Origin of the sequence: Streptomyces roseoviridis (assembly GCF_039535235.1) — a bacterium.
Classification (GTDB): domain Bacteria; phylum Actinomycetota; class Actinomycetes; order Streptomycetales; family Streptomycetaceae; genus Streptomyces; species Streptomyces roseoviridis.
Map to the genome: position 1 here is coordinate 3,141,898 of NZ_BAAAWU010000001.1, position 20,451 is coordinate 3,162,348.

Genomic DNA, 20,451 nt, shown 5'->3' on the forward strand with positions numbered 1-20,451 from the left:
CCGTAACGTGTCCCCCACACACCCGGAAAGCGAGGCAAGCACCGATGCCCGAGCAGAGCAGCCCGCTCGACCTGCCCGAGGGCGACCCCTTCGGCCCGCACAACCTTCCGTACGGCGTCTTCTCCACCGCCGACGAGCCCGACCGGCGCCGGCTGGGCGTCCGGATCGGCGGGCACGTGCTCGACGCGGGGGCCGCGGCGCACGCGCTCGGGTCGCCGTACGCCGCGCTGCTCGCGCAGCCCAGCCTCAACCCGCTGCTCGCCGCCGGCCGCACCGCCTGGCGCGATGTCCGGCGGGCGCTCACGGGCTGGCTGACCGTGCCCGCGCACCGTCCCGTCGTGGAGCCGCTGCTGCACCCGCTGGACGCCGTGACGCTGCACCTGCCGTACGAGGTCGCGGACTACGTCGACTTCTACGCGAGCGAGCACCACGCCACCAACGTCGGCCGCATGTTCCGCCCGGACGGCGAGCCGCTCACCCCGAACTGGAAGCACCTGCCGATCGGCTACCACGGCCGCGCCGGCACCGTCGTGGTCTCCGGCACCGACGTCGTCCGCCCGGCCGGGCAGCGCAAGGCGCCCACCGACCCGGCGCCGGTCTTCGGGCCCTCGGTCAAGCTGGACATCGAGGCGGAGGTCGGCTTCCTGGTCGGCACCCCGTCCGAGCTGGGCCGCCCCGTCGCGCTCGGCGACTTCCGCGAGCACGTCTTCGGACTGACCCTGCTCAACGACTGGTCGGCGCGGGACATCCAGGCGTGGGAGTACGTGCCGCTCGGGCCGTTCCTCGGCAAGTCCTTCCAGACTTCGGTGTCGGCCTGGGTGACGCCGCTGGAGGCCCTGGACGCGGCCCGCGTCGCCCCGCCGGCCCGCGACTTCCCGTTGCTGCCGTACCTGGACGACTCCGGCGAGGAGGAGCCCGGCGGCTTCGACCTGCGGATCACCGTCACCGTCAACGGCGAGGTGGTGGCCGAGCCGCCGTTCTCCACCATGTACTGGACGGCCGCCCAGCAGCTCGCCCACATGACCGTCAACGGCGCTTCCCTGCGCACCGGCGACCTGTACGGCTCCGGCACGGTCTCGGGCCCCGAGGTCGGCCAGCGCGGCTCGCTGCTCGAACTGACCTGGAACGGCCGTGACGCGCTCGAACTGGCCGACGGCAAGAGGACGTTCCTGGAGGACGGCGACGAGGTCACGCTGACCGCGTGGGCCCCGGGCCCGGACGGCACCCGGGTCGCCCTCGGCGAGGTCACCGGCCGGATCGCGCCCAGCCCCGCCGCCTGATCCCCCTCAGAGCGCCCGGATCACTCCGGCCGCTCAGGCCGCCCGCCACAGCGCGGGCACCGACGGCGGTTCCCAGCCGGGCTGGGCCGTGTGCGCCTGGAGGCACACATAGCCCCGCCCGGCGTAGGTGACGGCGTCCCCGGCCCGGTAGGCGGTACCGGCGGCCCACGTGCCGCCGGGCGAGGTCTGCGTGGGCGTGGGGGTCGGGGTCGGCCCCGGGTCCTGCGGCACGTCCAGGACGAAGTCGAAGGCCGCCTCCTTCGCCCCGCCGGCGTCGCGCACGCTCATCAGCAGCCGCGCGTCGAAGATCGGGTCCGTGTTGTTGCGCGGTTCGCCCGGGAAGTACAGCTGCGTGGTGAGGACGGGCCGCCCCGGCGCCTGCACCTTGACGTGGATGTGGCGGGTGCGGCCCGGATAGAGGCCCGGCACGATCGTGTCCAGGCGGAAGGCGCCGTCCGCGCCGGTGAACTGGTGGCCCCGGAAGCGGAAGCCGGTGTTGTCGTACGCGCCGTTCACATCGGCCTGCCAGAAGTCGAGCAGCACCCCGGCGATCGGCCGGCAGGCCCGCCCGAAGACCCAGCCGCTGACGGAGAGCCGCGTCCCGGGCGTGCCCGGTTCCACCAGGCTGGTCCGGCGCGGGGAGTTGGGCTTGAAGTACGGCCCTTCCGTCTGCGGGGGTGTCGGGTCGTCACCGTCGTCGCACGCCGGGGTGAGCGCGGGCGCGCCGGTGCCGTCGGTGAGGGTGCGGGCGAGCGCGGGGACGCCCATGAGCACGGCCGGTGCGGCCATGCCGGCCGCGAGCGCGGCGCGCAGGACCGCCTTGCGGGTGACGTGCCCGGTGCCGGTGGTGCCGGTGTCGGTGGTGTTGCCGGTGCTGGGGGCGCCGGTGCTGCTCGTGCTGGTCTCGCTGTCCATGCCTGCTCCTCGTGTGGGGGCGGGGGTGCGGGGCGGAGGTGTGAGCAGCAACCTAGGACGGTCCGGCTGCCGCTTCGATGGACGCAGCACGGCGGTCGTGGTGTTTCCGGAAGTCCCCGGGGCTCATCCCGGTCTCCCTGCGGAAGAAGCGGCAGAAGTACGCGGGGTCGTCGAAGCCCGTCCGCACCGCCACCTGCCGGACGGACAACTCGGTACGCGCCAGCAGGCGTTGCGCCTCCCGGGTGCGGGCCTCCCGGAGCAGGCTGCCCGGCGTGCGGCCGAGGGCCGCGCGCACCGCCTCGGTGAGATAGCCGGGGGTCACCCCGATCCGCTCGGCGCACTCCCGTACGGACCGCGGTCCCGTGGCCTCTCCGTCCGCCGCGGTACGGGCGAGCAGCCGGGCGAAGGCGTCCGCGACGGCCGCGTACCGGCCGGGCGGGGGCTCCTGCCCGGCCGCCGGGCCCGCGGGTCCGCCGAGCCGAGCCGTACGGACGAGGAGGACGTGCAGCAGGGAGCGGAGCACCGTGGCGAAGCCGGCGTCCCCGTGGCCGTACTCCTCGGTGAGTTCGGCGATCAGGCGGGTGGTGCGGGCGTGGGCGGCCGGGTCGAGGCGGAGCCAGGGGCGTTCGCCGATGCGGCGCAGCAACTCCTGGTCGCCGGGGTGGTCGACGAGGAACTCCGGGGTGAACAGCACCACCGACCCGTCGAGTTCCCGGACGTCCTCCCAGTGGTGGAGCTGCCCGGGCAGGATCAGACCGAGGTGCGGCGGGCTGAGTTCCCAGCGGGCCAGGTCCACGACGTGGGTGCCGCTGCCCCGGGTGACGTGGACGATCTCGTAGAAGGTGTGCCGGTGCGGGAAGTCGGCCCGGGACATGGGGCCGATGGTGTCGAACGTCCCCACGGCGAACGGGACGTCGTCCGGCAGCCGCACCTCCAGGCGGTGGACGGGCGGTTGGCCCCTTCTCGGTGTGACGCACGGGGTCCCCGGTAAGGCCGTGGTGCCGCGCATCGCGCCGCTCCCTTCTCCTCGACTGGTACAGACCATTGGGTTCACGATGGCATGCGGCGGCCCGCCGGGACACCCCCCAATGGGTCACCCGGCGTGCGCCGACCCCGCACCGAGGGTGACGCTGCTGGAGGTGGCGGGCGTGGGGAGAGCCCGCCGACGACAGGCGCCCCGCACAGGGCGCGCCCACCCTCCCGAGGAGCAGACCCACATGTCCGCACGACCCCGTCCCCTCATGGCCGCTCTCGCGCTGGCCGCCGTCACCTCGCTGGCCCTGGGGGCCGCCCCGGCCGCCACGGCCGATCCCGCCCCGAAGCCGGCGGGCAAGGACTGGCCGCATCCGGACCTGAAGAGGACGTACGAGGCGACCAAGAAGTACAGGTCGGAACAGGCGGCCATCGCCGACGGCTACCTGCGCACCGACGAGTGCGTGGAGGACCCGGAGCTCGGTGGCATGGGCTACCACTACGTGAAGCCCGCGTACGTCGGCTCGACGGACCCGACCAAGCCGGCCGCCGTGCTGTACGAGGAGGACCACAAGACCGGCAAGCGCGAGCTCGTCGCGGTCGAGTGGGTCGTCCCCAACACCGGCCAGCCGCGCCCGAGGCTGTTCAACCGGGGCTTCGACGGGCCCTTCGACTTCGAGCCCGTCGGTCCCCACTACTCGCTGCACGCCTGGATCTTCAAGAAGAACCCGCGGGGCGTCTTCGCCCCGTACAACCCGCGGGTGCACTGCACGCCGTGCCCTGAGGACCACCCGAAGGCGTAGGCGTACGACGAAGGGCCCGGCCCCCGCCGTCGCGGCGGGATCCGGGCCCTTCGGCCGTCCGGGCGGCTAGCGCACGAACACGCTCGCCTGGTTCGCCAGGTCCAGGAAGTACTGCGGTGCGAAGCCGAGCACCAGAGTGACCACCACACCGGCCGTGATGGCGACCGAGGTGAGGCCGGACGGCACGGCGACCGTGGGCCCGTCCGCCTTCGGCTCGCTGAAGAACATCAGCACGATCACCCGGATGTAGAAGAACGCGGCGATCGCCGAGGAGATCACGCCGACCACGACGAGGCCGCCCGCGCCGCCGTCCGCGGCCGCCTTGAAGACCGCGAACTTGCCCGTGAAGCCGGAGGTCAGCGGAATGCCGGCGAAGGCGAGCAGGAAGACCGCGAAGACCGCCGCGACGAGCGGCGAACGGCGGCCGAGACCGGCCCACTTGGACAGGTGGGTGGCCTCGCCGCCCGCGTCCCGCACCAGCGTGACCACGGCGAAGGCGCCGATCGTCACGAAGGAGTAGGCGCCCAGGTAGAACAGCACCGAGGAGACGCCGCTGGGCGTGGCCGCGATGACACCGGCCAGGATGAACCCGGCGTGGGCGATCGACGAGTAGGCGAGGAGCCGCTTGATGTCGGTCTGGGTGATCGCGACGATCGCGCCGCCCAGCATGGTGACGATGGCGACCGCCCACATGACCGGCCGCCAGTCCCAGGTGAGTCCGGGCAGCACCACGTACAGCAGGCGCAGCATGGCACCGAAGGCGGCGACCTTCGTCGCGGCGGCCATGAAGCCGGTGACGGGGGTCGGGGCGCCCTGGTAGACGTCCGGGGTCCACATGTGGAAGGGGACGGCGCCGACCTTGAACAGCAGGCCCATCAGCACCATGGCGAAGCCGATGAGCAGCAGCACGTCGTTGCCCATGGTGGCGGCGAGCGCCGGGTCGATCGCGGTGACGTCGCCGCTGACGACGTCGGCGACGGCGGCGTACGAGACGGAGCCCGCGTAGCCGTAGATCAGGGCGATGCCGAAGAGCAGGAACGCGGAGGAGAAGGCTCCCAGCAGGAAGTACTTGACCGCGGCCTCCTGCGACATGAGCCGCTTGCGGCGGGCCACGGCACACAGCAGGTAGAGCGGCAGCGAGAAGACTTCCAGGGCGACGAAGAGGGTCAGCAGGTCGTTGGCGGCCGGGAAGACCAGCATGCCGGCGACCGCGAACAGGGCCAGCGGGAAGACCTCGGTGGTGGTGAAACCGGCCTTGACGGCCGCCTTCTCGTGGTCGCTGCCGGGGACGGCGGCGGCCTCGGCGGCGAAGGAGTCGACCTTGTGGCCGTGGTGGGCCGGGTCGAGCCTGCGCTCGGCGAAGGTGAAGACCGCCACGATCGAGGCGAGGAGAATGGTGCCCTGGAGGAACAGCGCGGGCCCGTCGACGGCGATGGCGCCCATGGCCGCGATGTGGGCCTTGGTGGAGCCGTATCCGCCGGCGGCCAGGCCGACGACCGCCGCGAACGCGGCGGCGAGGGCCAGGACGCTCAGGAACACCTGGGTGTAGTGGCGGCCCTTGCGCGGCACGAAGGCCTCGACGAGGACGCTGAGGACGGCCGCGCCGACCACGATGAGCACGGGCGACAGCTGGGTGTACTCGATGTGGGGCGCCGGGATCTTCTGGATCGGCTCGGCGGCCGTCGTCCACAGGGTGTGGACAGCCGTGGAACTCACTTGGCCGCCTCCACTTCGGGGCTGGGGTCCTTCTGCTGGACATCGGACATGGTGTGCCGCACCGCCGGGTTGACGACGTCCGTCAGCGGCTTCGGGAAGACCCCGAGGAAGATCAGCACCGCGATCAGCGGGGCGACCACGGCGAGCTCCCGGGCCCGCAGGTCCGGCATGGAGCGGTTCTCCTCCTTCACCGGGCCGGTCATCGTCCGCTGGTAGAGGACGAGGACGTAGAGCGCGGCGAGGACGATGCCGGTGGTGGCGATGACGCCGGCCACCGGGTAGCGGGCGAAGGTGCCGACCAGGACCAGGAACTCGCTGACGAACGGGGCGAGTCCGGGCAGCGACAGGGTGGCGAGGCCGCCGATCAGGAAGGTGCCGGCGAGCACCGGGGCGACCTTCTGCACCCCGCCGTAGTCGGCGATGAGCCGCGAGCCGCGCCGGGAGATCAGGAAGCCGGCGACCAGCATGAGCGCGGCCGTCGAGATGCCGTGGTTGACCATGTAGAGCGTGGCGCCGGACTGGCCCTGGCTGGTCATGGCGAAGATGCCCATGATGATGAAGCCGAAGTGGGAGATCGACGCGTAGGCCACCAGGCGCTTGATGTCCCGCTGGCCGACGGCCAGCAGCGCCCCGTAGACGATGCTGACCAGCGCGAGGGCGATGACCACCGGGGTGGCCCACCGCGACGCCTCGGGGAAGAGTCCGAGGCAGAAGCGGAGCATCGCGAAGGTGCCGACCTTGTCGACGACGGCGGTGATGAGGACGGCGACCGGGGCGGTGGCCTCTCCCATCGCGTTGGGCAGCCAGGTGTGCAGCGGCCACAGCGGCGCCTTCACCGCGAAGGCGAAGAAGAAGCCGAGGAACAGCCACCGCTCGGTGGCGGCCGCCATCTCCAGGGTGCCGTCGGCCCGGGCCGCGGCGATCTCCGTCAGGGAGAAGTTGCCGGCGACGACGTAGAGGCCGATGACCGCGGCCAGCATGATCAGGCCGCCGACCAGGTTGTAGAGCAGGAACTTGACCGCCGCGTAGGAGCGCTGGGCCGCCGCGTTCTCGTCGGAGCCGGCGTGCGCGCGGTCGCCGAAGCCGCCGATGAGGAAGTACATCGGGATGAGCATGGCTTCGAACAGGATGTAGAAGAGGAAGACGTCGGTGGCCTCGAAGGAGAGGATCACCATCGCCTCGACCATGAGGATCAGGGCGAAGAAGCCCTGGGTGGGCCGCCACCGCCTGGAGGACGTCTCCAGGGGGTCGGCGTCGTGCCAGCCGGCCAGGATGATGAACGGGATGAGCAGCGCGGTGAGCGCGATCAGCGCCACCCCGATGCCGTCCACGCCGAGCTCGTAGCGGACGCCGAAGTCCTTGATCCAGGCGTGCGATTCGACGAGCTGGTACCGGTCGCCGCCGGGCTCGAACCGTACGAAGACGACGGCGGCGAGCGCGAGGGTGACGAGCGAGACGAGCAGCGCGAGCCACTTGGCGGCGGTGCGGCGGGCCGCGGGCACGGCGGCGGTGAGGATCGCACCGGCCGCCGGCACCGCCGCCGTCACCGTGAGGAGCGGGAAGCCCGCGTTGACCACTTGGGACATGACAGTCACACCGCCCTCATCAGCAGGGTCGCGGCGATGAGCACCGCCGTACCTCCGAACATGGAGACCGCGTACGACCGGGCGTAGCCGTTCTGGAGCGTGCGCAGCCGGCCGGACAGCCCGCCGACCGAGGCCGCGGTCCCGTTGACCACCCCGTCGACGAGGCTGTGGTCGACGTAGACGAGGGAGCGGGTCAGGTGGGTGCCGCCGCGGACGAAGACGACGTGGTTGAAGTCGTCCTGGAGCAGGTCGCGGCGGGCGGCCCGGGTGAGCAGCGAGCCGCGCGGGGCGACCACCGGCACGGGGCGCCGCCCGTACTGGAGGTACGCGATGCCGACGCCGAGGATCATGACGACGACGGTGGAGGCGGTGATGGCTCCGGCGCCGATCGGCGGGTGGCCGTGCTCGAAGGAGGTGACGGGCTCCAGCCAGTGCACGAACCGGTCTCCGATGCCGAAGAAGCCGCCGGCGAAGACCGATCCGAAGGCGAGCAGGATCATCGGGATCGTCATGGACTTCGGGGACTCGTGCGGGTGCGGCATGGTCCCGGCCGCGTGCTCGGCGGCCGGCTCGGCGCTGGGCGCCCGGTCGGCGTCCGGTGCGGGCTGCCAGCGCTTCTCGCCGAAGAAGGTCAGGATCATCACGCGGGTCATGTAGTACGCCGTGATGGCGGCGCCGAGGAGGGCGCAGCCGCCGAGGATCCAGCCCTCGGTGCCGCCCTTGGCGAAGGCCGCCTCGATGATCTTGTCCTTGGAGAAGAAGCCGGACAGGCCCGGGAAGCCGATGATGGCGAGGTAGCCGAGGCCGAAGGTGACGAAGGTGACCGGCATGTACTTTCGCAGGCCGCCGTACTTGCGCATGTCGACCTCGTCGTTCATGCCGTGCATGACCGAACCGGCGCCGAGGAACAGCCCGGCCTTGAAGAAGCCGTGGGTCACCAGGTGCATGATCGCGAAGGCGTAGCCGATGGGGCCGAGGCCGGCCGCGAGGATCATGTAGCCGATCTGCGACATCGTCGAGCCGGCCAGCGCCTTCTTGATGTCGTCCTTCGCGCAACCGACGATCGCACCGAAGAGGAGCGTGACGGCGCCGACGACGGTGACGACGAGCTGGGCGTCGGGAGCGGCGTTGAAGACGGCGGCGGAGCGGACGATCAGATAGACACCGGCGGTCACCATGGTGGCGGCGTGGATGAGGGCGGAGACCGGGGTCGGGCCCTCCATCGCGTCGCCGAGCCAGGACTGCAGCGGCACCTGGGCGGACTTGCCGCAGGCCGCGAGGAGCAGCATCAGGGCGATCGCGGTCAGCGTGCCCTCGCCGGTCTCGCTCGCCGAGGAGAGCACGGGGCCGAAGGCGAAGGTGCCGAAGGTGGTGAACATCAGCATGATCGCGATCGACAGGCCCACGTCGCCGACCCGGTTGACCAGGAACGCCTTCTTGGCGGCGGTGGCCGCGGAGGGCTTGTGCTGCCAGAAGCCGATCAGGAGGTACGAGGCGAGGCCGACGCCCTCCCAGCCGAAGTACAGCAGCAGGTAGTTGTCGGCGAGGACGAGCAGCAGCATCGCCGCGACGAACAGGTTGAGGTAGCCGAAGAAGCGGCGGCGGCGCTCGTCGTGCTCCATGTACCCGATCGAGTACACGTGGATGAGCGTGCCGACGCCGGTGATCAGCAGCACGAAGGTCATCGACAGCTGGTCGAGCTGGAAGGCGATGTCCGCCTGGAAGCCCTCGACCGGGACCCAGCTGAACAGCCGCTGGTGCAGCGCCCGGTCGTCGGCGCTCTTGGAGAGCATGTCGGCGAAGAGGACCAGGCCGATGCCGAAGGAGACGGCGGCGAGCAGGGTGCCGAGCCAGTGCCCGGTCCTGTCGAGCCGTCGGCCGCCGCACAGCAGGACGGCCGCTCCGAGCAGGGGCGCCGCGACGAGCAGCGCAATGAGGTTGTCCACGGTCAGCCCCTCACAGCTTCATCAGGCTGGCGTCGTCGACCGAGGCCGAGTGACGGGCACGGAAGACGGACACGATGATCGCGAGTCCGACGACGACCTCCGCGGCGGCCACGACCATCGTGAAGAAGGCGATGATCTGGCCGTCGAGGTTGCCGTGCATGCGGGAGAAGGCGACGAACGCGAGGTTGCAGGCGTTGAGCATCAGCTCGACGCACATGAAGACCACGATCGCGTTCCGCCGGATCAGCACCCCGGCCGCACCGATGGTGAACAGCAGGGCGGCGAGATACAGGTAGTTGACGGGATTCACCGGGTGGCCTCCTCTTCGTCCCGGTCCCGGACCTGGTCCCGGAGGTCGCGGACGTCCTCCCGGTCACGGCCCAGGCGCTCCTCGGCGCGCTGCTCCAGGGCCTTGAGGTCGGCGAGCGCCTCCGTGGAGACGTCGCGGATCTGGCCGCGCTTGCGCAGGGTGGAGATCACGGTGAGCTCGGACGGGGTGCCGTCGGGCAGCAGACCGGCGATGTCGACCGCGTTGTGCCGGGCGTAGACGCCGGGCGCGGGGAGCGGCGGCAGGTGCTTGCCTTCCCGCACGCGCTGCTCGGAGAGCTCGCGCTGGGTGCGGGCGCGTTCGGTGCGCTCGCGGTGGGTGAGGACCATGGCGCCGACGGCCGCGGTGATCAGCAGGGCGCCCGTGATCTCGAAGGCGAAGACGTACTTGGTGAAGACGAGGGCGGCGATGCCCTCCACGTTCCCGCCGTGGGCGGTGTTGGCCGCGCCCAGGCCGTTGAACTCGGTCAGCGCGGCCTGGCCGATGCCGGCGACGAGCAGGACGCCGAAGCCGAGGCCGCAGGCGGCGGCCCACCAGCGCTGCCCCTTGAGGGTCTCCTTCAGCGAGTCGGCGGCGGTGACGCCGACCAGCATGACCACGAAGAGGAACAGCATCATGATCGCGCCGGTGTAGACGACGATCTGGACGACGCCGAGGAAGTACGCGCCGTTGGCGAGGTAGAACACCGCCAGGACGATCATGGTGCCGGCGAGGCAGAGCGCCGAGTGGACGGCCTTCTTCATCAGGATGGTGCACAGCGCGCCGATGACGGCGACGGTGCCGAGGACCCAGAACTGGACGGCCTCGCCGGTGGAGGTGAGCGAGGCGGCGAGCGCGCTCATCGGCCGACCACCTTCCCCGACGCCGGTTCGGCCTCGCCGAAGGTGGACTCGCCCTCCTGCACCACCTCGCCCTTGGAGACGGCGGTCTGCGGGACGGTCCCGGGCGCGGCCTCGGTGACCAGGCCCCGGTAGTAGTCCTGCTCGTCCATCCCGGGGTAGATGGCGTGCGGGGTGTCGACCATGTTCTCGTCGAGGCCCGCGAGCAGCTGCTCCTTGGTGTAGATCAGGTTCTCGCGGGAGGAGTCGGCCAGCTCGAACTCGTTCGTCATCGTCAGCGCGCGCGTGGGGCACGCCTCGATGCACAGTCCGCACAGGATGCAGCGGGCGTAGTTGATCTGGTAGACCCGCCCGTACCGCTCGCCCGGGGAGTAGCGCTCCTCGTCGGTGTTGTCGGCGCCCTCCACGTAGATGGCGTCGGCGGGGCAGGCCCAGGCGCACAGCTCGCAGCCGACGCACTTCTCCAGACCGTCGGGGTGACGGTTGAGCTGGTGCCGGCCGTGGAAGCGGGGCGCCGTCGTCTTCTGCTGCTCCGGGTACTGCTCGGTCAGCCGCTTCTTGAACATGGCCTTGAAGGTCACGCCGAAGCCGGCCACCGGATTCTGGAAATCAGACACCGTCCGTCTCCTTTCCATCACTCGCAGTAGCAGTATCGGGGCCACCACTGACAATCAGCTCCCGCTCCTGGCGGGACCGACGCCGCGGTACGGGCGGCAGGGACTGGCCGGGCTTGGGCGGTACGGGGAAGCCGCCGGCCATCGGGTCGAACGCGCCGGTCTCCTCGGGTGCCGGTTCGGCGCCCTTCGCCTTGCGGTCGCGGAAGACGTCGGCGACGAAGGAGAGCAGGAGCACCGCGAGGACCGCGCCCGCGACGTACAGCACGATCGTCTGGAAGTCGTAGTTCTCGTTGCGCAGTGCCCGCACGGTGGCGACCAGCATCAGCCAGACCAGCGAGACCGGGATGAGGACCTTCCAGCCGAGCTTCATCAGCTGGTCGTAGCGGACGCGGGGCAGGGTGCCGCGCAGCCAGATGAAGAAGAACAGCAGCAGCTGGACCTTGAGGACGAACCAGAGCATCGGCCACCAGCCGTGGTTGGCGCCCTCCCAGAAGGTGCTGATCGGCCACGGGGCCCGCCAGCCGCCCAGGAAGAGGGTCACCGACACGGCCGAGACGGTCACCATGTTCACGTACTCGGCGAGCATGAACATCGCGAACTTGATGGACGAGTACTCGGTGTTGAAGCCGCCGACGAGGTCGCCCTCGGACTCCGGCATGTCGAAGGGGGCGCGGTTGGTCTCGCCCACCATCGTGACGATGTAGATGATGAAGGAGACCGGCAGCAGCACGACGTACCAGCGGTCGGCCTGCGCCTCCACGATCGCCGAGGTCGACATCGACCCGGAGTAGAGGAAGACGGAGGCGAAGGCGGCACCCATCGCGATCTCGTAGGAGATCATCTGCGCGCAGGACCGCAGTCCGCCGAGCAGCGGGTAGGTGGAGCCGGAGGACCAGCCGGCGAGGACGATGCCGTAGATGCCGACGGAGGCGACCGCGAGGACGTACAGCATCGCGATCGGCAGGTCGGTCAGCTGCATCGCGGTGCGGTGCCCGAAGATCGACACCTCGTTGCCGGCCGGGCCGAACGGGATCACCGCGATCGCCATGAAGGCGGGGATGGCGGCGACGATCGGGGCCAGCACGTAGACCACCTTGTCGGCCCGGCGGACGATCACGTCCTCCTTCAGCATCAGCTTGATGCCGTCGGCGAGCGACTGGAGCATGCCCCAGGGGCCGTGCCGGTTGGGGCCGATGCGCAGCTGCATCCAGGCGACGACCTTGCGCTCCCACACGATGGAGAAGAGCACGGTCACCATCAGGAACGCGAAGCAGAAGACCGCCTTGATCGCGACGAGCCACCAGGGGTCCGTGCCGAACATGGACAGGTCCTCGGCGGCGAGGAGCGTGTTCACGCCTGCACCTCCTTCGAGGTCGCCGGGGCGATGCGGACCAGGTCGCCGGGGCGGGCGCCGGTGGTGGCGAGGACGCCGTGGTCCGTGGAGTTCAGCGGGAGCCAGACGACCCGGTCGGGCATGTCGGTGACGACCAGCGGCAGTTCGGTGCTGCCGGCCGGGCCGGTGACGGCGAGGACGTCGCCGTCCTTGACGCCGGTGGTGGCGGCGGTGGCGGCCGACAGACGGGCGACGGCGGCGTGCCGGGTGCCGGCCAGGGCCTCGTCGCCCTCCTGGAGGCGGCCCAGGTCGAGCAGCAGCCGGTGGCCGGCGAGGACCGCCTCGCCCTCGGCCGGGCGGGCCGCGGCCTGCGCGGGCTCGGCCGGCTCGGAGGCCCGCTCGCCGCTCCAGCCGCCGAGCCGGTCCAGCTCGCGCCGCACCGACCGCAGGTCGGGCAGCGCCAGGTGGGCGTCCAGGGCGTCGGCCAGCATGTGCAGGACCCGGGCGTCGGTCGGGGCGAGCGGCCGGGTCATCTGCTCCGGCTTGAGCGCGGCCTCGAACATCCGCGCCCTGCCCTCCCAGTTGAGGAAGGTGCCGGGCTTCTCGGCGACGGCGGCGACCGGCAGGACCACGTCGGCCCGCTCGGTGACCGCTCCGGGCCGCAGCTCCAGGGAGACGACGAAGGCCCGGTCGAGTGCCTCACGCGCGCGTGCCGGATCCGGCAGGTCGTCGACGTCGACGCCGCCGACGAGCAGCGCGGCCAGTTCGCCGATCGCGGCCGCCTCGACGATCTGGCCGGTGTCGCGGCCGTAGCCGTGCGGGAGTTCGCGGACGCCCCAGACGGCGGCGACCTCCTCGCGGGCGCGCGGGTCGGTCGCGGGCCGCCCGCCGGGCAGCAGCGCCGGGATGGCGCCCGCCTCGACGGCGCCGCGCTCGCCGGCCCGGCGCGGGATCCACACCAGCTTCGCGCCGGTGGCGGCCGCGGTCCGCACGGCGGCGGACAGCGCGCCCGGCACCGCGGCGAGCCGCTCGCCGACGACGATGACCGCGCCCTCCTGGCGCAGCGCCTCGGCGGCGGCCGGCCCGTCCCCGGAGAGCCCGACCCGGGAGGCGAGGGCGTCCAGCCACTCGGTCTCGGTGCCGGGCGCGGCGGCGAGCAGGGTGCCGCCGGCCTTCTCCAGGCCGCGCGTGGCGTACGCGGCGACCGCGTACGTCTTCTGGCCCTTCTTCCGCCATGCCTTGCGCAGCCGCAGGAAGACGCCGGGGGCCTCCTCCTCCGCCTCCAGGCCGACGAGGAGCACCGCGGGCGCCGCCTCCAGGGAGGTGTAGGTGACTCCGGTGCCGTCCAGGTCGCGGCCGCGTCCGGCGACGACGGAGGCCAGGAAGTCGGCCTCCTCGCCGGAGTGGACGCGGGCCCGGAAGTCGACGTCGTTGGTGTCGAGGGCGACGCGGGCGAACTTGGCGTACGCGTAGGAGTCCTCGACGGTCAGCCGGCCGCCGGCGAGGACGCCGGTCCGTCCGCGGACCAGGCCGCGGGCTGCGGCCTCCAGGGCCTCGGGCCAGGAGGCGGGTTCGAGGACGCCGGCCTCGTTGCGGACGAGCGGCGTCGTGAGCCGGTCACGCGCCTGCCCGTACCGGAATCCGAACCGCCCCTTGTCGCAGATCCACTCCTCGTTGACCTCGGGGTCCTCGGCGGCGAGCCGTCGCATGACCTTGCCGCGCCGGTGGTCGGTGCGGGTGGCGCAGCCGCCCGCGCAGTGCTCGCAGACGCTCGGCGACGACACCAGGTCGAAGGGGCGGGAGCGGAAGCGGTAGGCGGCGGAGGTGAGCGCGCCGACCGGGCAGATCTGGATGGTGTTGCCGGAGAAGTACGACTCGAAGGGGTCGCCCTCGCCGGTGCCGACCTGCTGGAGCGCGCCGCGCTCGATCAGTTCGATCATCGGGTCGCCGGCGACCTGGTTGGAGAAGCGGGTGCAGCGGGCGCACAGCACGCAGCGCTCGCGGTCGAGCAGCACCTGCGGGGAGATCGCGACCGGCTTCTCGTACGTCCGCTTCTTCCCCTCGAAGCGGGACTCGGCCTGTCCATGGGACAGCGCCTGGTTCTGCAGCGGGCACTCGCCGCCCTTGTCGCAGACCGGGCAGTCCAGCGGGTGGTTGATGAGCAGCAGCTCCATCACGCCGTGCTGGGCCTTCTCGGCGACCGGGCTGGTCAGCTGCGACTTGACCACCATGCCGTCGGTGCAGGTGATGGTGCACGACGCCATCGGCTTGCGCTGGCCCTCGACCTCGACGATGCACTGGCGGCAGGCGCCGGCGGGGTCGAGGAGCGGGTGGTCGCAGAAGCGGGGGATCTCGATGCCGAGCTGTTCGGCGGCCCGGATGACCAGGGTCCCCTTGGGGACGGAGACCTCGATGCCGTCGATGGTCAGCGTGACGAGGTCCTCCGGCGGAACCGCCGGGCTGCCGCCGCCGGACGGGGTCGACGTGGTGACGGTCATGCGTTCACCTCCCGGTGCTTGTCCGCCCAGGCCGTCGACTTGGCGGGGTCGAAGGGGCAGCCCTTGCCCGTGATGTGCTGCTCGTACTCGTCGCGGAAGTACTTCAGCGAGGAGAAGATCGGCGAGGCGGCGCCGTCGCCGAGGGCGCAGAAGGACTTGCCGTTGATGTTGTCGGCGATGTCGTTCAGCTTGTCGAGGTCGGACATGACGCCCTTGCCGGCCTCGATGTCGCGGAGCAGCTGGACGAGCCAGTAGGTGCCTTCGCGGCAGGGCGTGCACTTGCCGCAGGACTCGTGGGCGTAGAACTCGGTCCAGCGGGTGACGGCGCGGACCACGCAGGTGGTCTCGTCGAAGCACTGGAGCGCCTTGGTGCCGAGCATGGATCCGGCGGCGCCGACGCCCTCGTAGTCGAGCGGGACGTCGAGGTGTTCGTCGGTGAACATCGGGGTGGAGGAGCCGCCGGGGGTCCAGAACTTGAGCCGGTGGCCGGGGCGCATCCCGCCGCTCATGTCGAGGAGCTGGCGCAGGGTGATGCCGAGCGGTGCCTCGTACTGGCCGGGCGAGGCGACGTGGCCGCTGAGCGAGTAGAGCGTGAAGCCGGGGGACTTCTCGCTGCCCATGGACGTGAACCAGTCCTTGCCGCGCTGGAGGATCGCGGGAACCGAGGCGATCGATTCGACGTTGTTCACGACAGTGGGGCAGGCGTACAGACCGGCGACCGCGGGGAAGGGGGGACGCAGCCGGGGCTGGCCGCGTCGTCCTTCGAGCGAGTCGAGCAGGGCGGTCTCCTCGCCGCAGATGTACGCGCCGGCGCCGGCGTGCACGGTGAGTTCGACGTCCAGTCCGCTGCCGAGGATGTCCCGGCCGAGGTATCCGGCGTCGTACGCCTCCTTGACGGCGTGGTGCAGGCGCCGCAGCACGGGGACGACCTCGCCGCGCAGGTAGATGAAGGCGTGGCTGGAGCGGATCGCGTAGCAGGCGATCACGATGCCCTCGATGAGCGAGTGCGGGTTGGCGAAGAGGAGCGGGATGTCCTTGCAGGTGCCGGGCTCGGACTCGTCGGCGTTGACGACGAGGTAGTGCGGCTTGCCGTCGCCCTGCGGGATGAACTGCCACTTCATTCCGGTGGGGAAGCCGGCGCCGCCGCGGCCGCGCAGACCGGAGTCCTTGACGTACGCGATGAGCTCGTCGGGCGACATCGCGAGGGCCTTGCGCAGGCCCTCGTAGCCCTCGTGGCGCCGGTAGGTCTCCAGGGTCCAGGACTCCGGCTCGTCCCAGAAGGCGGACAGAACGGGTGCGAGCAGCTTCTCGGGGCTGCTGTTGTTGATCTCGGCTGCCAAGGTCATCACTCCCCCTCCCCACTGGCCGATTCGCCGCGCGGGTGGACGATCTTGTGGTGCGGGGTCTCGCCCTTGGCCAGCCGCAGCCCGACGAGCGAGGCCGGGCCGGCCCCTCCGGTGGCCTCGACGGCCCCCTCGCGCTCGTCGGGGAAGCCCGCCAGGATGCGGGCGGTCTCCTTGAAGGTGCACAGCGGCGCGCCGCGGGTGGGTGCGACGGGGCGGCCGGCCCGCAGGTCGTCGACGATCCGCTTGGCGGACTCGGGCGTCTGGTTGTCGAAGAACTCCCAGTTGACCATCACGACGGGTGCGAAGTCGCAGGCCGCGTTGCACTCGATGTGTTCGAGGGTGATCTTGCCGTCCTCGGTGGTGCCCTCGTTGGCGACGCCGAGGTGCTCCTTGAGCTCCTCGAAGATGGCGTCGCCGCCCATGACCGCGCACAGCGTGTTGGTGCAGACGCCGACCTGGTAGTCGCCGGAGGGCCGGCGGCGGTACATGGTGTAGAAGGTGGCGACGGCGGTCACCTCGGCGGTGGTCAGGCCCAGCATGTCGGCGCAGAACCGCATGCCGGTGCGGGTGACGTGGCCCTCCTCGGACTGCACGAGGTGCAGCATCGGCAGGAGCGCGGAGCGGGACCCCGGGTAGCGGTCGATGATCGCCCGGGCGTCCTGTTCGAGGCGGGCGCGGACCTCGGCCGGGTAGTCGGGGGCCGGCAGCTGCGGCATCCCCAGCTGGATGTCGGTCATCGGTCGACACCTCCCATCACGGGGTCGATGGAGGCGACGGCGACGATGACGTCGGCGACCTGGCCGCCCTCGCACATCGCGGCCATGGCCTGGAGGTTGGTGAAGGACGGGTCGCGGAAGTGGACCCGGTAGGGGCGGGTGCCGCCGTCCGACACGACGTGGGCGCCGAGCTCGCCCTTGGGGGACTCGACGGCGGCGTACGCCTGCCCCGGGGGGACCCGGAAGCCCTCGGTGACCAGCTTGAAGTGGTGGATCAGGGCCTCCATGGAGGTGCCCATGATCTTCTTGATGTGGTCGAGGGAGTTGCCGAGGCCGTCGGGGCCGAGGGCCAGCTGGGCGGGCCAGGCGATCTTCTTGTCGCCGACCATGACCGGTCCGGGTTCGAGGCGGTCGAGGCACTGCTCGACGATCCGCAGCGACTGGCGCATCTCTTCCAGGCGGACGAGGAAGCGGCCGTAGGCGTCGCAGCTGTCGGCGGTGGGGACCTCGAAGTCGTAGGTCTCGTAGCCGCAGTACGGGTCGGTCTTGCGCAGGTCGTGCGGGAGGCCGGCGGAGCGCAGGATCGGTCCGGTGGCGCCGAGCGCCATGCAGCCGGTGAGGTCGAGGTAGCCGACGTCCTGCATGCGGGCCTTGAAGATGGGGTTGCCGGTGGCGAGCTTGTCGTACTCCGGCAGGTTCTTCTTCATGGTCTTCACGAACTCGCGCACGGCGTCGACGGCGCCGGGCGGCAGGTCCTGGGCGAGGCCGCCGGGGCGGATGAAGGCGTGGTTCATGCGCAGGCCGGTGATCAGCTCGTACAGGTCCAGGATCATCTCGCGGTCCCGGAAGCCGTAGATCATGATCGTGGTGGCGCCGAGCTCCATGCCGCCGGTGGCGATGCAGACCAGGTGCGAGGAGAGCCGGTTGAGCTCCATCAGGAGCACCCGGATGACGCTCGCCCGGTCGGGGACCTGGTCGGTGATGCCGAGCAGCTTCTCCACGCCGAGGCAGTACGCCGTCTCGTTGTAGAACGAGGTGAGGTAGTCCATGCGCGTGACGAAGGTGGTGCCCTGCGTCCAGGTCCGGTATTCGAGGTTCTTCTCGATGCCGGTGTGGAGGTAGCCGATGCCGCAGCGGGCCTCGGTGACGGTCTCGCCGTCGATCTCCAGGATGAGCCGGAGCACGCCGTGGGTGGACGGGTGCTGGGGGCCCATGTTGACGACGATGCGCTCGTCGTCGGCCTGGGCGGCGGACCGGACGACCTCGTCCCAGTCGCCGCCGGTGACCGTGTAGACGGTGCCTTCGGTCGTCTCACGCGCGCTTGCAGAAGGGGTGGTCACGAGTACGACCTCCGCTGGTCCGGAGCCGGGATCTGGGCGCCCTTGTACTCGACGGCGATGCCGCCGAGGGGGTAGTCCTTGCGCTGCGGGTGGCCCTGCCAGTCGTCCGGCATCATGATCCGGGTGAGGGCGGGGTGGCCGTCGAAGACGATGCCGAAGAAGTCGTAGGTCTCGCGCTCGTGCCAGTCGTTGGTCGGATAGACCGCGACGAGGGACGGGATGTGCGGGTCGGCGTCGGGCGCCGAGACCTCCAGGCGGATCAGCCGGCCGTGGGTGAGCGAGCGCAGGTGGTAGACGGCGTGCAGCTCGCGGCCCTTGTCGCCCGGGTAGTGGACGCCGGAGACGCCCGTACAGAGCTCGAAGCGCAGGGCGGGGTCGTCGCGCAGGGTGCGGGCGACCCGGACGAGGTGCTCGCGCTCGATGTGGAAGGTGAGCTCGTCGCGGTCGACGACCGTCTTCTCGATCGCGTTCCCGGGGACGAGGCCCTGTTCCTCCAGGGCGCCCTCCAGCTCGTCGGCGACCTCGTCGAACCAGCCACCGTAGGGGCGGGTGGCGGGGCCGGGGAGCCGGACGGAGCGGACGAGGCCGCCGTAGCCGGAGGTGTCGCCGCCGTCGTCGGCGCCGAACATGCCGCGCTGGACGCGGACCTCCTCGCCGTGCTGCCCGCGCTGTCCCGGCAGGTTCTGAGCGCTGAGGTCCTGCTCGGGGTTCGGGATCTCGTCGCTCATCGCGCACACCCCATCGCTTCTCCGCCCGCGCGGCGCGGAGGCTCGCACGTCGTCGTCGTCTGCGGCCCGGCGGCCGCGCGTACGTCGCTCACCTCAGCAGCCCCTTCATCTCGATCGTCGGCAGCGCCTTGAGCGCCGCCTCCTCCGCCTCGCGGGCCGCTTCCTTCGCGTTCACGCCGAGCTTGGAGCCCTGGATCTTCTGGTGGAGCTTGAGAATCGCGTCCATCAGCATCTCCGGGCGCGGCGGACAGCCCGGCAGATAGATGTCGACCGGAACAATGTGATCAACGCCCTGCACAATCGCGTAATTGTTGAACATTCCGCCTGAAGAGGCGCAAACGCCCATCGAGATGACCCACTTGGGGTTCGGCATCTGGTCGTAGACCTGCCGCAGGACGGGCGCCATCTTCTGGCTGACGCGGCCTGCCACGATCATCAGGTCGGCCTGGCGCGGCGAGCCCCGGAAGACCTCCATGCCGAAGCGGGCCAGGTCGTAGCGGCCGGCTCCGGTGGTCATCATCTCGATGGCGCAGCAGGCGAGGCCGAAGGTCGCGGGGAAGACGGAGGCCTTCCGGACCCAGCCCGCGGCCTGTTCGACGGTCGTCAGCAGAAAACCGCTCGGCAGCTTCTCTTCGAGTCCCATGGGTGCTCCTTACGCCCCTCAGTCCCATTCCAGGCCGCCGCGCCGCCACACGTACGCGTAGGCGACGAAGACGGTGAGCACGAAGAGCAGCATCTCCACGAGCCCGAAAAGCCCCAGGGCGTCGAAGCTGACGGCCCAGGGGTAGAGGAAGACGATCTCGATGTCGAAGACGATGAAGAGCATCGCCGTCAGGTAGTACTTGATCGGGAAGCGACCGCCCCCGGCAGGCGTCGGCGTGGGTTCGATGCCGCACTCGTACGCCTCGAGTTTTGCCCTGTTGTACCGCTTTGGCCCGATGAGCGTGGCCATGACCACGGAGAAGATCGCAAACCCCGCTCCCAGGGCACCGAGCACGAGGATGGGCGCGTACGCATTCACGCTCCTCGCTCCTTCCAGTCGTCCTTGACCGTTGGACCGCACACCGGCTTCGCGTCGTCCTCATCCGGGTCACCGAAGATCGCCACATGTGAGGCAGTTCACAAGCCGACTGCCGCGTATCTTAAGCCCGCCCCTCTGTGATCTGCGACACGGGGTACGACAGTGACTTTGTGATCTCCACCACCTGACGAACGATCATGAAGTCGGATGAGCGGTGATCTTGCCACTCGAAGCGCCCAGGTGATCACCAGTTGTGACATCCACACCGGAAATCGCTGGTCGGAGGGGGTGTTGCACTATCAAGAGATGGCCGCTACAGGCAAATTGGCAGTGGAACGCGTCCGAGTGATATGGGAACCGGCCATCGCCCGGTCGGGGGTCGGGGCGTACGGCGGTGGACGTGTGCACGCGTTCACGAGCGGAGACCTGACGAACCTGTGACCTGCGCCACACCACTCCAGGGCGCG

At 70.8% G+C, this 20,451-nt stretch carries 18 protein-coding genes; 2 read left to right on the forward strand and 16 right to left on the reverse strand.

The features are described from left to right. The first annotated feature begins 44 nt into the window (after positions 1 to 44). A complete protein-coding gene (gene fahA / locus ABD954_RS14130) occupies positions 45 to 1,280 on the forward strand; it encodes a fumarylacetoacetase (RefSeq protein WP_345486375.1) in 1,236 nt (411 codons plus the stop codon). A 33-nt stretch (positions 1,281 to 1,313) separates the two neighbouring features. Here the strand turns inward: fahA and ABD954_RS14135 are convergent, their stop codons facing one another. Beyond that, a complete protein-coding gene (locus tag ABD954_RS14135) occupies positions 1,314 to 2,195 on the reverse strand; it encodes a dioxygenase family protein (protein ID WP_382745620.1) in 882 nt (293 codons plus the stop codon). Between the two features lie 52 nt (positions 2,196 to 2,247). Next, the gene (locus tag ABD954_RS14140; protein WP_345486376.1) at positions 2,248 to 3,204 is read right to left on the reverse strand and encodes a helix-turn-helix transcriptional regulator; all 957 of its coding nucleotides are present in this window, start codon (positions 3,202 to 3,204) and stop codon (positions 2,248 to 2,250) included. Positions 3,205 to 3,412: 208 nt separating this feature from the next. On the opposite strand from ABD954_RS14140, the gene ABD954_RS14145 reads away from it, so the two are divergent. After that, the gene (locus tag ABD954_RS14145) at positions 3,413 to 3,970 is read left to right on the forward strand and encodes a hypothetical protein (protein ID WP_345486377.1); all 558 of its coding nucleotides are present in this window, start codon (positions 3,413 to 3,415) and stop codon (positions 3,968 to 3,970) included. Between the two features lie 66 nt (positions 3,971 to 4,036). On the opposite strand, the gene nuoN is transcribed toward ABD954_RS14145, so the two are convergent. The 14 genes from nuoN to ABD954_RS14215 form a co-directional block, all read right to left on the reverse strand. Beyond that, positions 4,037 to 5,686: an NADH-quinone oxidoreductase subunit NuoN gene (nuoN, locus tag ABD954_RS14150; protein ID WP_345486378.1), complete on the reverse strand. Its 1,650-nt coding sequence runs from the start codon at positions 5,684 to 5,686 to the stop codon at positions 4,037 to 4,039. Beyond that, positions 5,683 to 7,272: an NADH-quinone oxidoreductase subunit M gene (locus tag ABD954_RS14155; RefSeq protein ID WP_345486379.1), complete on the reverse strand. Its 1,590-nt coding sequence runs from the start codon at positions 7,270 to 7,272 to the stop codon at positions 5,683 to 5,685. Before ABD954_RS14155 ends, nuoN begins: the two co-directional genes overlap by 4 nt. Positions 7,273 to 7,277: 5 nt before the next feature. Further along, on the reverse strand, positions 7,278 to 9,218 hold the full coding sequence (nuoL, locus tag ABD954_RS14160; RefSeq protein ID WP_345486380.1) for an NADH-quinone oxidoreductase subunit L: 1,941 nt from the start codon (positions 9,216 to 9,218) through the stop codon (positions 7,278 to 7,280). A gap of 10 nt (positions 9,219 to 9,228) precedes the next feature. After that, a complete protein-coding gene (nuoK, locus tag ABD954_RS14165; protein WP_030214504.1) occupies positions 9,229 to 9,528 on the reverse strand; it encodes an NADH-quinone oxidoreductase subunit NuoK in 300 nt (99 codons plus the stop codon). Next, entirely contained in the window at positions 9,525 to 10,388 is an 864-nt protein-coding gene (locus tag ABD954_RS14170) for an NADH-quinone oxidoreductase subunit J (RefSeq protein WP_345486381.1), read from the reverse strand. The genes nuoK and ABD954_RS14170 overlap by 4 nt, the downstream gene beginning before the upstream one ends. Then, positions 10,385 to 11,002, reverse strand: coding sequence for an NADH-quinone oxidoreductase subunit NuoI (nuoI, locus tag ABD954_RS14175; RefSeq protein WP_345486382.1), 618 nt, complete (start codon positions 11,000 to 11,002; stop codon positions 10,385 to 10,387). The genes ABD954_RS14170 and nuoI overlap by 4 nt, the downstream gene beginning before the upstream one ends. Continuing rightward, the gene (nuoH, locus tag ABD954_RS14180; protein ID WP_345492166.1) at positions 10,995 to 12,323 is read right to left on the reverse strand and encodes an NADH-quinone oxidoreductase subunit NuoH; all 1,329 of its coding nucleotides are present in this window, start codon (positions 12,321 to 12,323) and stop codon (positions 10,995 to 10,997) included. The genes nuoI and nuoH overlap by 8 nt, the downstream gene beginning before the upstream one ends. A 29-nt stretch (positions 12,324 to 12,352) precedes the next feature. Then, positions 12,353 to 14,833 carry an NADH-quinone oxidoreductase subunit G gene (locus tag ABD954_RS14185; RefSeq protein WP_345486383.1) on the reverse strand — a complete coding sequence of 827 codons (2,481 nt, stop codon included), beginning with the start codon at positions 14,831 to 14,833 and terminating at the stop codon, positions 12,353 to 12,355. Then, complete coding sequence (gene nuoF, locus ABD954_RS14190) at positions 14,830 to 16,179, reverse strand: NADH-quinone oxidoreductase subunit NuoF (protein WP_345486384.1); 1,350 nt, start codon at positions 16,177 to 16,179, stop codon at positions 14,830 to 14,832. Before nuoF ends, ABD954_RS14185 begins: the two co-directional genes overlap by 4 nt. Further along, a complete protein-coding gene (nuoE, locus tag ABD954_RS14195; RefSeq protein ID WP_345486385.1) occupies positions 16,179 to 16,916 on the reverse strand; it encodes an NADH-quinone oxidoreductase subunit NuoE in 738 nt (245 codons plus the stop codon). Before nuoE ends, nuoF begins: the two co-directional genes overlap by 1 nt. Then, entirely contained in the window at positions 16,913 to 18,235 is a 1,323-nt protein-coding gene (locus ABD954_RS14200; RefSeq protein WP_345486386.1) for an NADH-quinone oxidoreductase subunit D, read from the reverse strand. Before ABD954_RS14200 ends, nuoE begins: the two co-directional genes overlap by 4 nt. Next, positions 18,232 to 18,963, reverse strand: a complete 732-nt coding sequence (locus ABD954_RS14205) for an NADH-quinone oxidoreductase subunit C (RefSeq protein WP_345486387.1) — start codon at positions 18,961 to 18,963, stop codon at positions 18,232 to 18,234. Before ABD954_RS14205 ends, ABD954_RS14200 begins: the two co-directional genes overlap by 4 nt. 88 nt (positions 18,964 to 19,051) lie before the next feature. Next, positions 19,052 to 19,606 carry a NuoB/complex I 20 kDa subunit family protein gene (locus ABD954_RS14210; RefSeq protein ID WP_265863904.1) on the reverse strand — a complete coding sequence of 185 codons (555 nt, stop codon included), beginning with the start codon at positions 19,604 to 19,606 and terminating at the stop codon, positions 19,052 to 19,054. Positions 19,607 to 19,624: 18 nt separating this feature from the next. Continuing rightward, complete coding sequence (locus ABD954_RS14215; protein ID WP_003956195.1) at positions 19,625 to 19,984, reverse strand: NADH-quinone oxidoreductase subunit A; 360 nt, start codon at positions 19,982 to 19,984, stop codon at positions 19,625 to 19,627. Between the last annotated feature and the right edge of the window lie 467 nt (positions 19,985 to 20,451).

Bases quoted from the DNA above. Each gene is read 5' to 3' on its own strand.
- ABD954_RS14135 (WP_382745620.1), bottom strand. From the start codon at position 2,195: ATGGACAGCGAGACCAGCACGAGCAGCACCGGCGCCCCCAGCACCGGC.
- fahA (WP_345486375.1), top strand. From the start codon at position 45: ATGCCCGAGCAGAGCAGCCCGCTCGACCTGCCCGAGGGCGACCCCTTC.
- nuoH (WP_345492166.1), bottom strand. From the start codon at position 12,323: ATGTTCGGCACGGACCCCTGGTGGCTCGTCGCGATCAAGGCGGTCTTC.
- ABD954_RS14155 (WP_345486379.1), bottom strand. From the start codon at position 7,272: ATGTCCCAAGTGGTCAACGCGGGCTTCCCGCTCCTCACGGTGACGGCG.
- nuoE (WP_345486385.1), bottom strand. From the start codon at position 16,916: ATGACCGACATCCAGCTGGGGATGCCGCAGCTGCCGGCCCCCGACTAC.
- ABD954_RS14205 (WP_345486387.1), bottom strand. From the start codon at position 18,963: ATGAGCGACGAGATCCCGAACCCCGAGCAGGACCTCAGCGCTCAGAAC.
- nuoF (WP_345486384.1), bottom strand. From the start codon at position 16,179: ATGACCTTGGCAGCCGAGATCAACAACAGCAGCCCCGAGAAGCTGCTC.
- ABD954_RS14140 (WP_345486376.1), bottom strand. From the start codon at position 3,204: ATGCGCGGCACCACGGCCTTACCGGGGACCCCGTGCGTCACACCGAGA.
- ABD954_RS14210 (WP_265863904.1), bottom strand. From the start codon at position 19,606: ATGGGACTCGAAGAGAAGCTGCCGAGCGGTTTTCTGCTGACGACCGTC.
- ABD954_RS14170 (WP_345486381.1), bottom strand. From the start codon at position 10,388: ATGAGCGCGCTCGCCGCCTCGCTCACCTCCACCGGCGAGGCCGTCCAG.
- ABD954_RS14185 (WP_345486383.1), bottom strand. From the start codon at position 14,833: ATGACCGTCACCACGTCGACCCCGTCCGGCGGCGGCAGCCCGGCGGTT.
- ABD954_RS14145 (WP_345486377.1), top strand. From the start codon at position 3,413: ATGTCCGCACGACCCCGTCCCCTCATGGCCGCTCTCGCGCTGGCCGCC.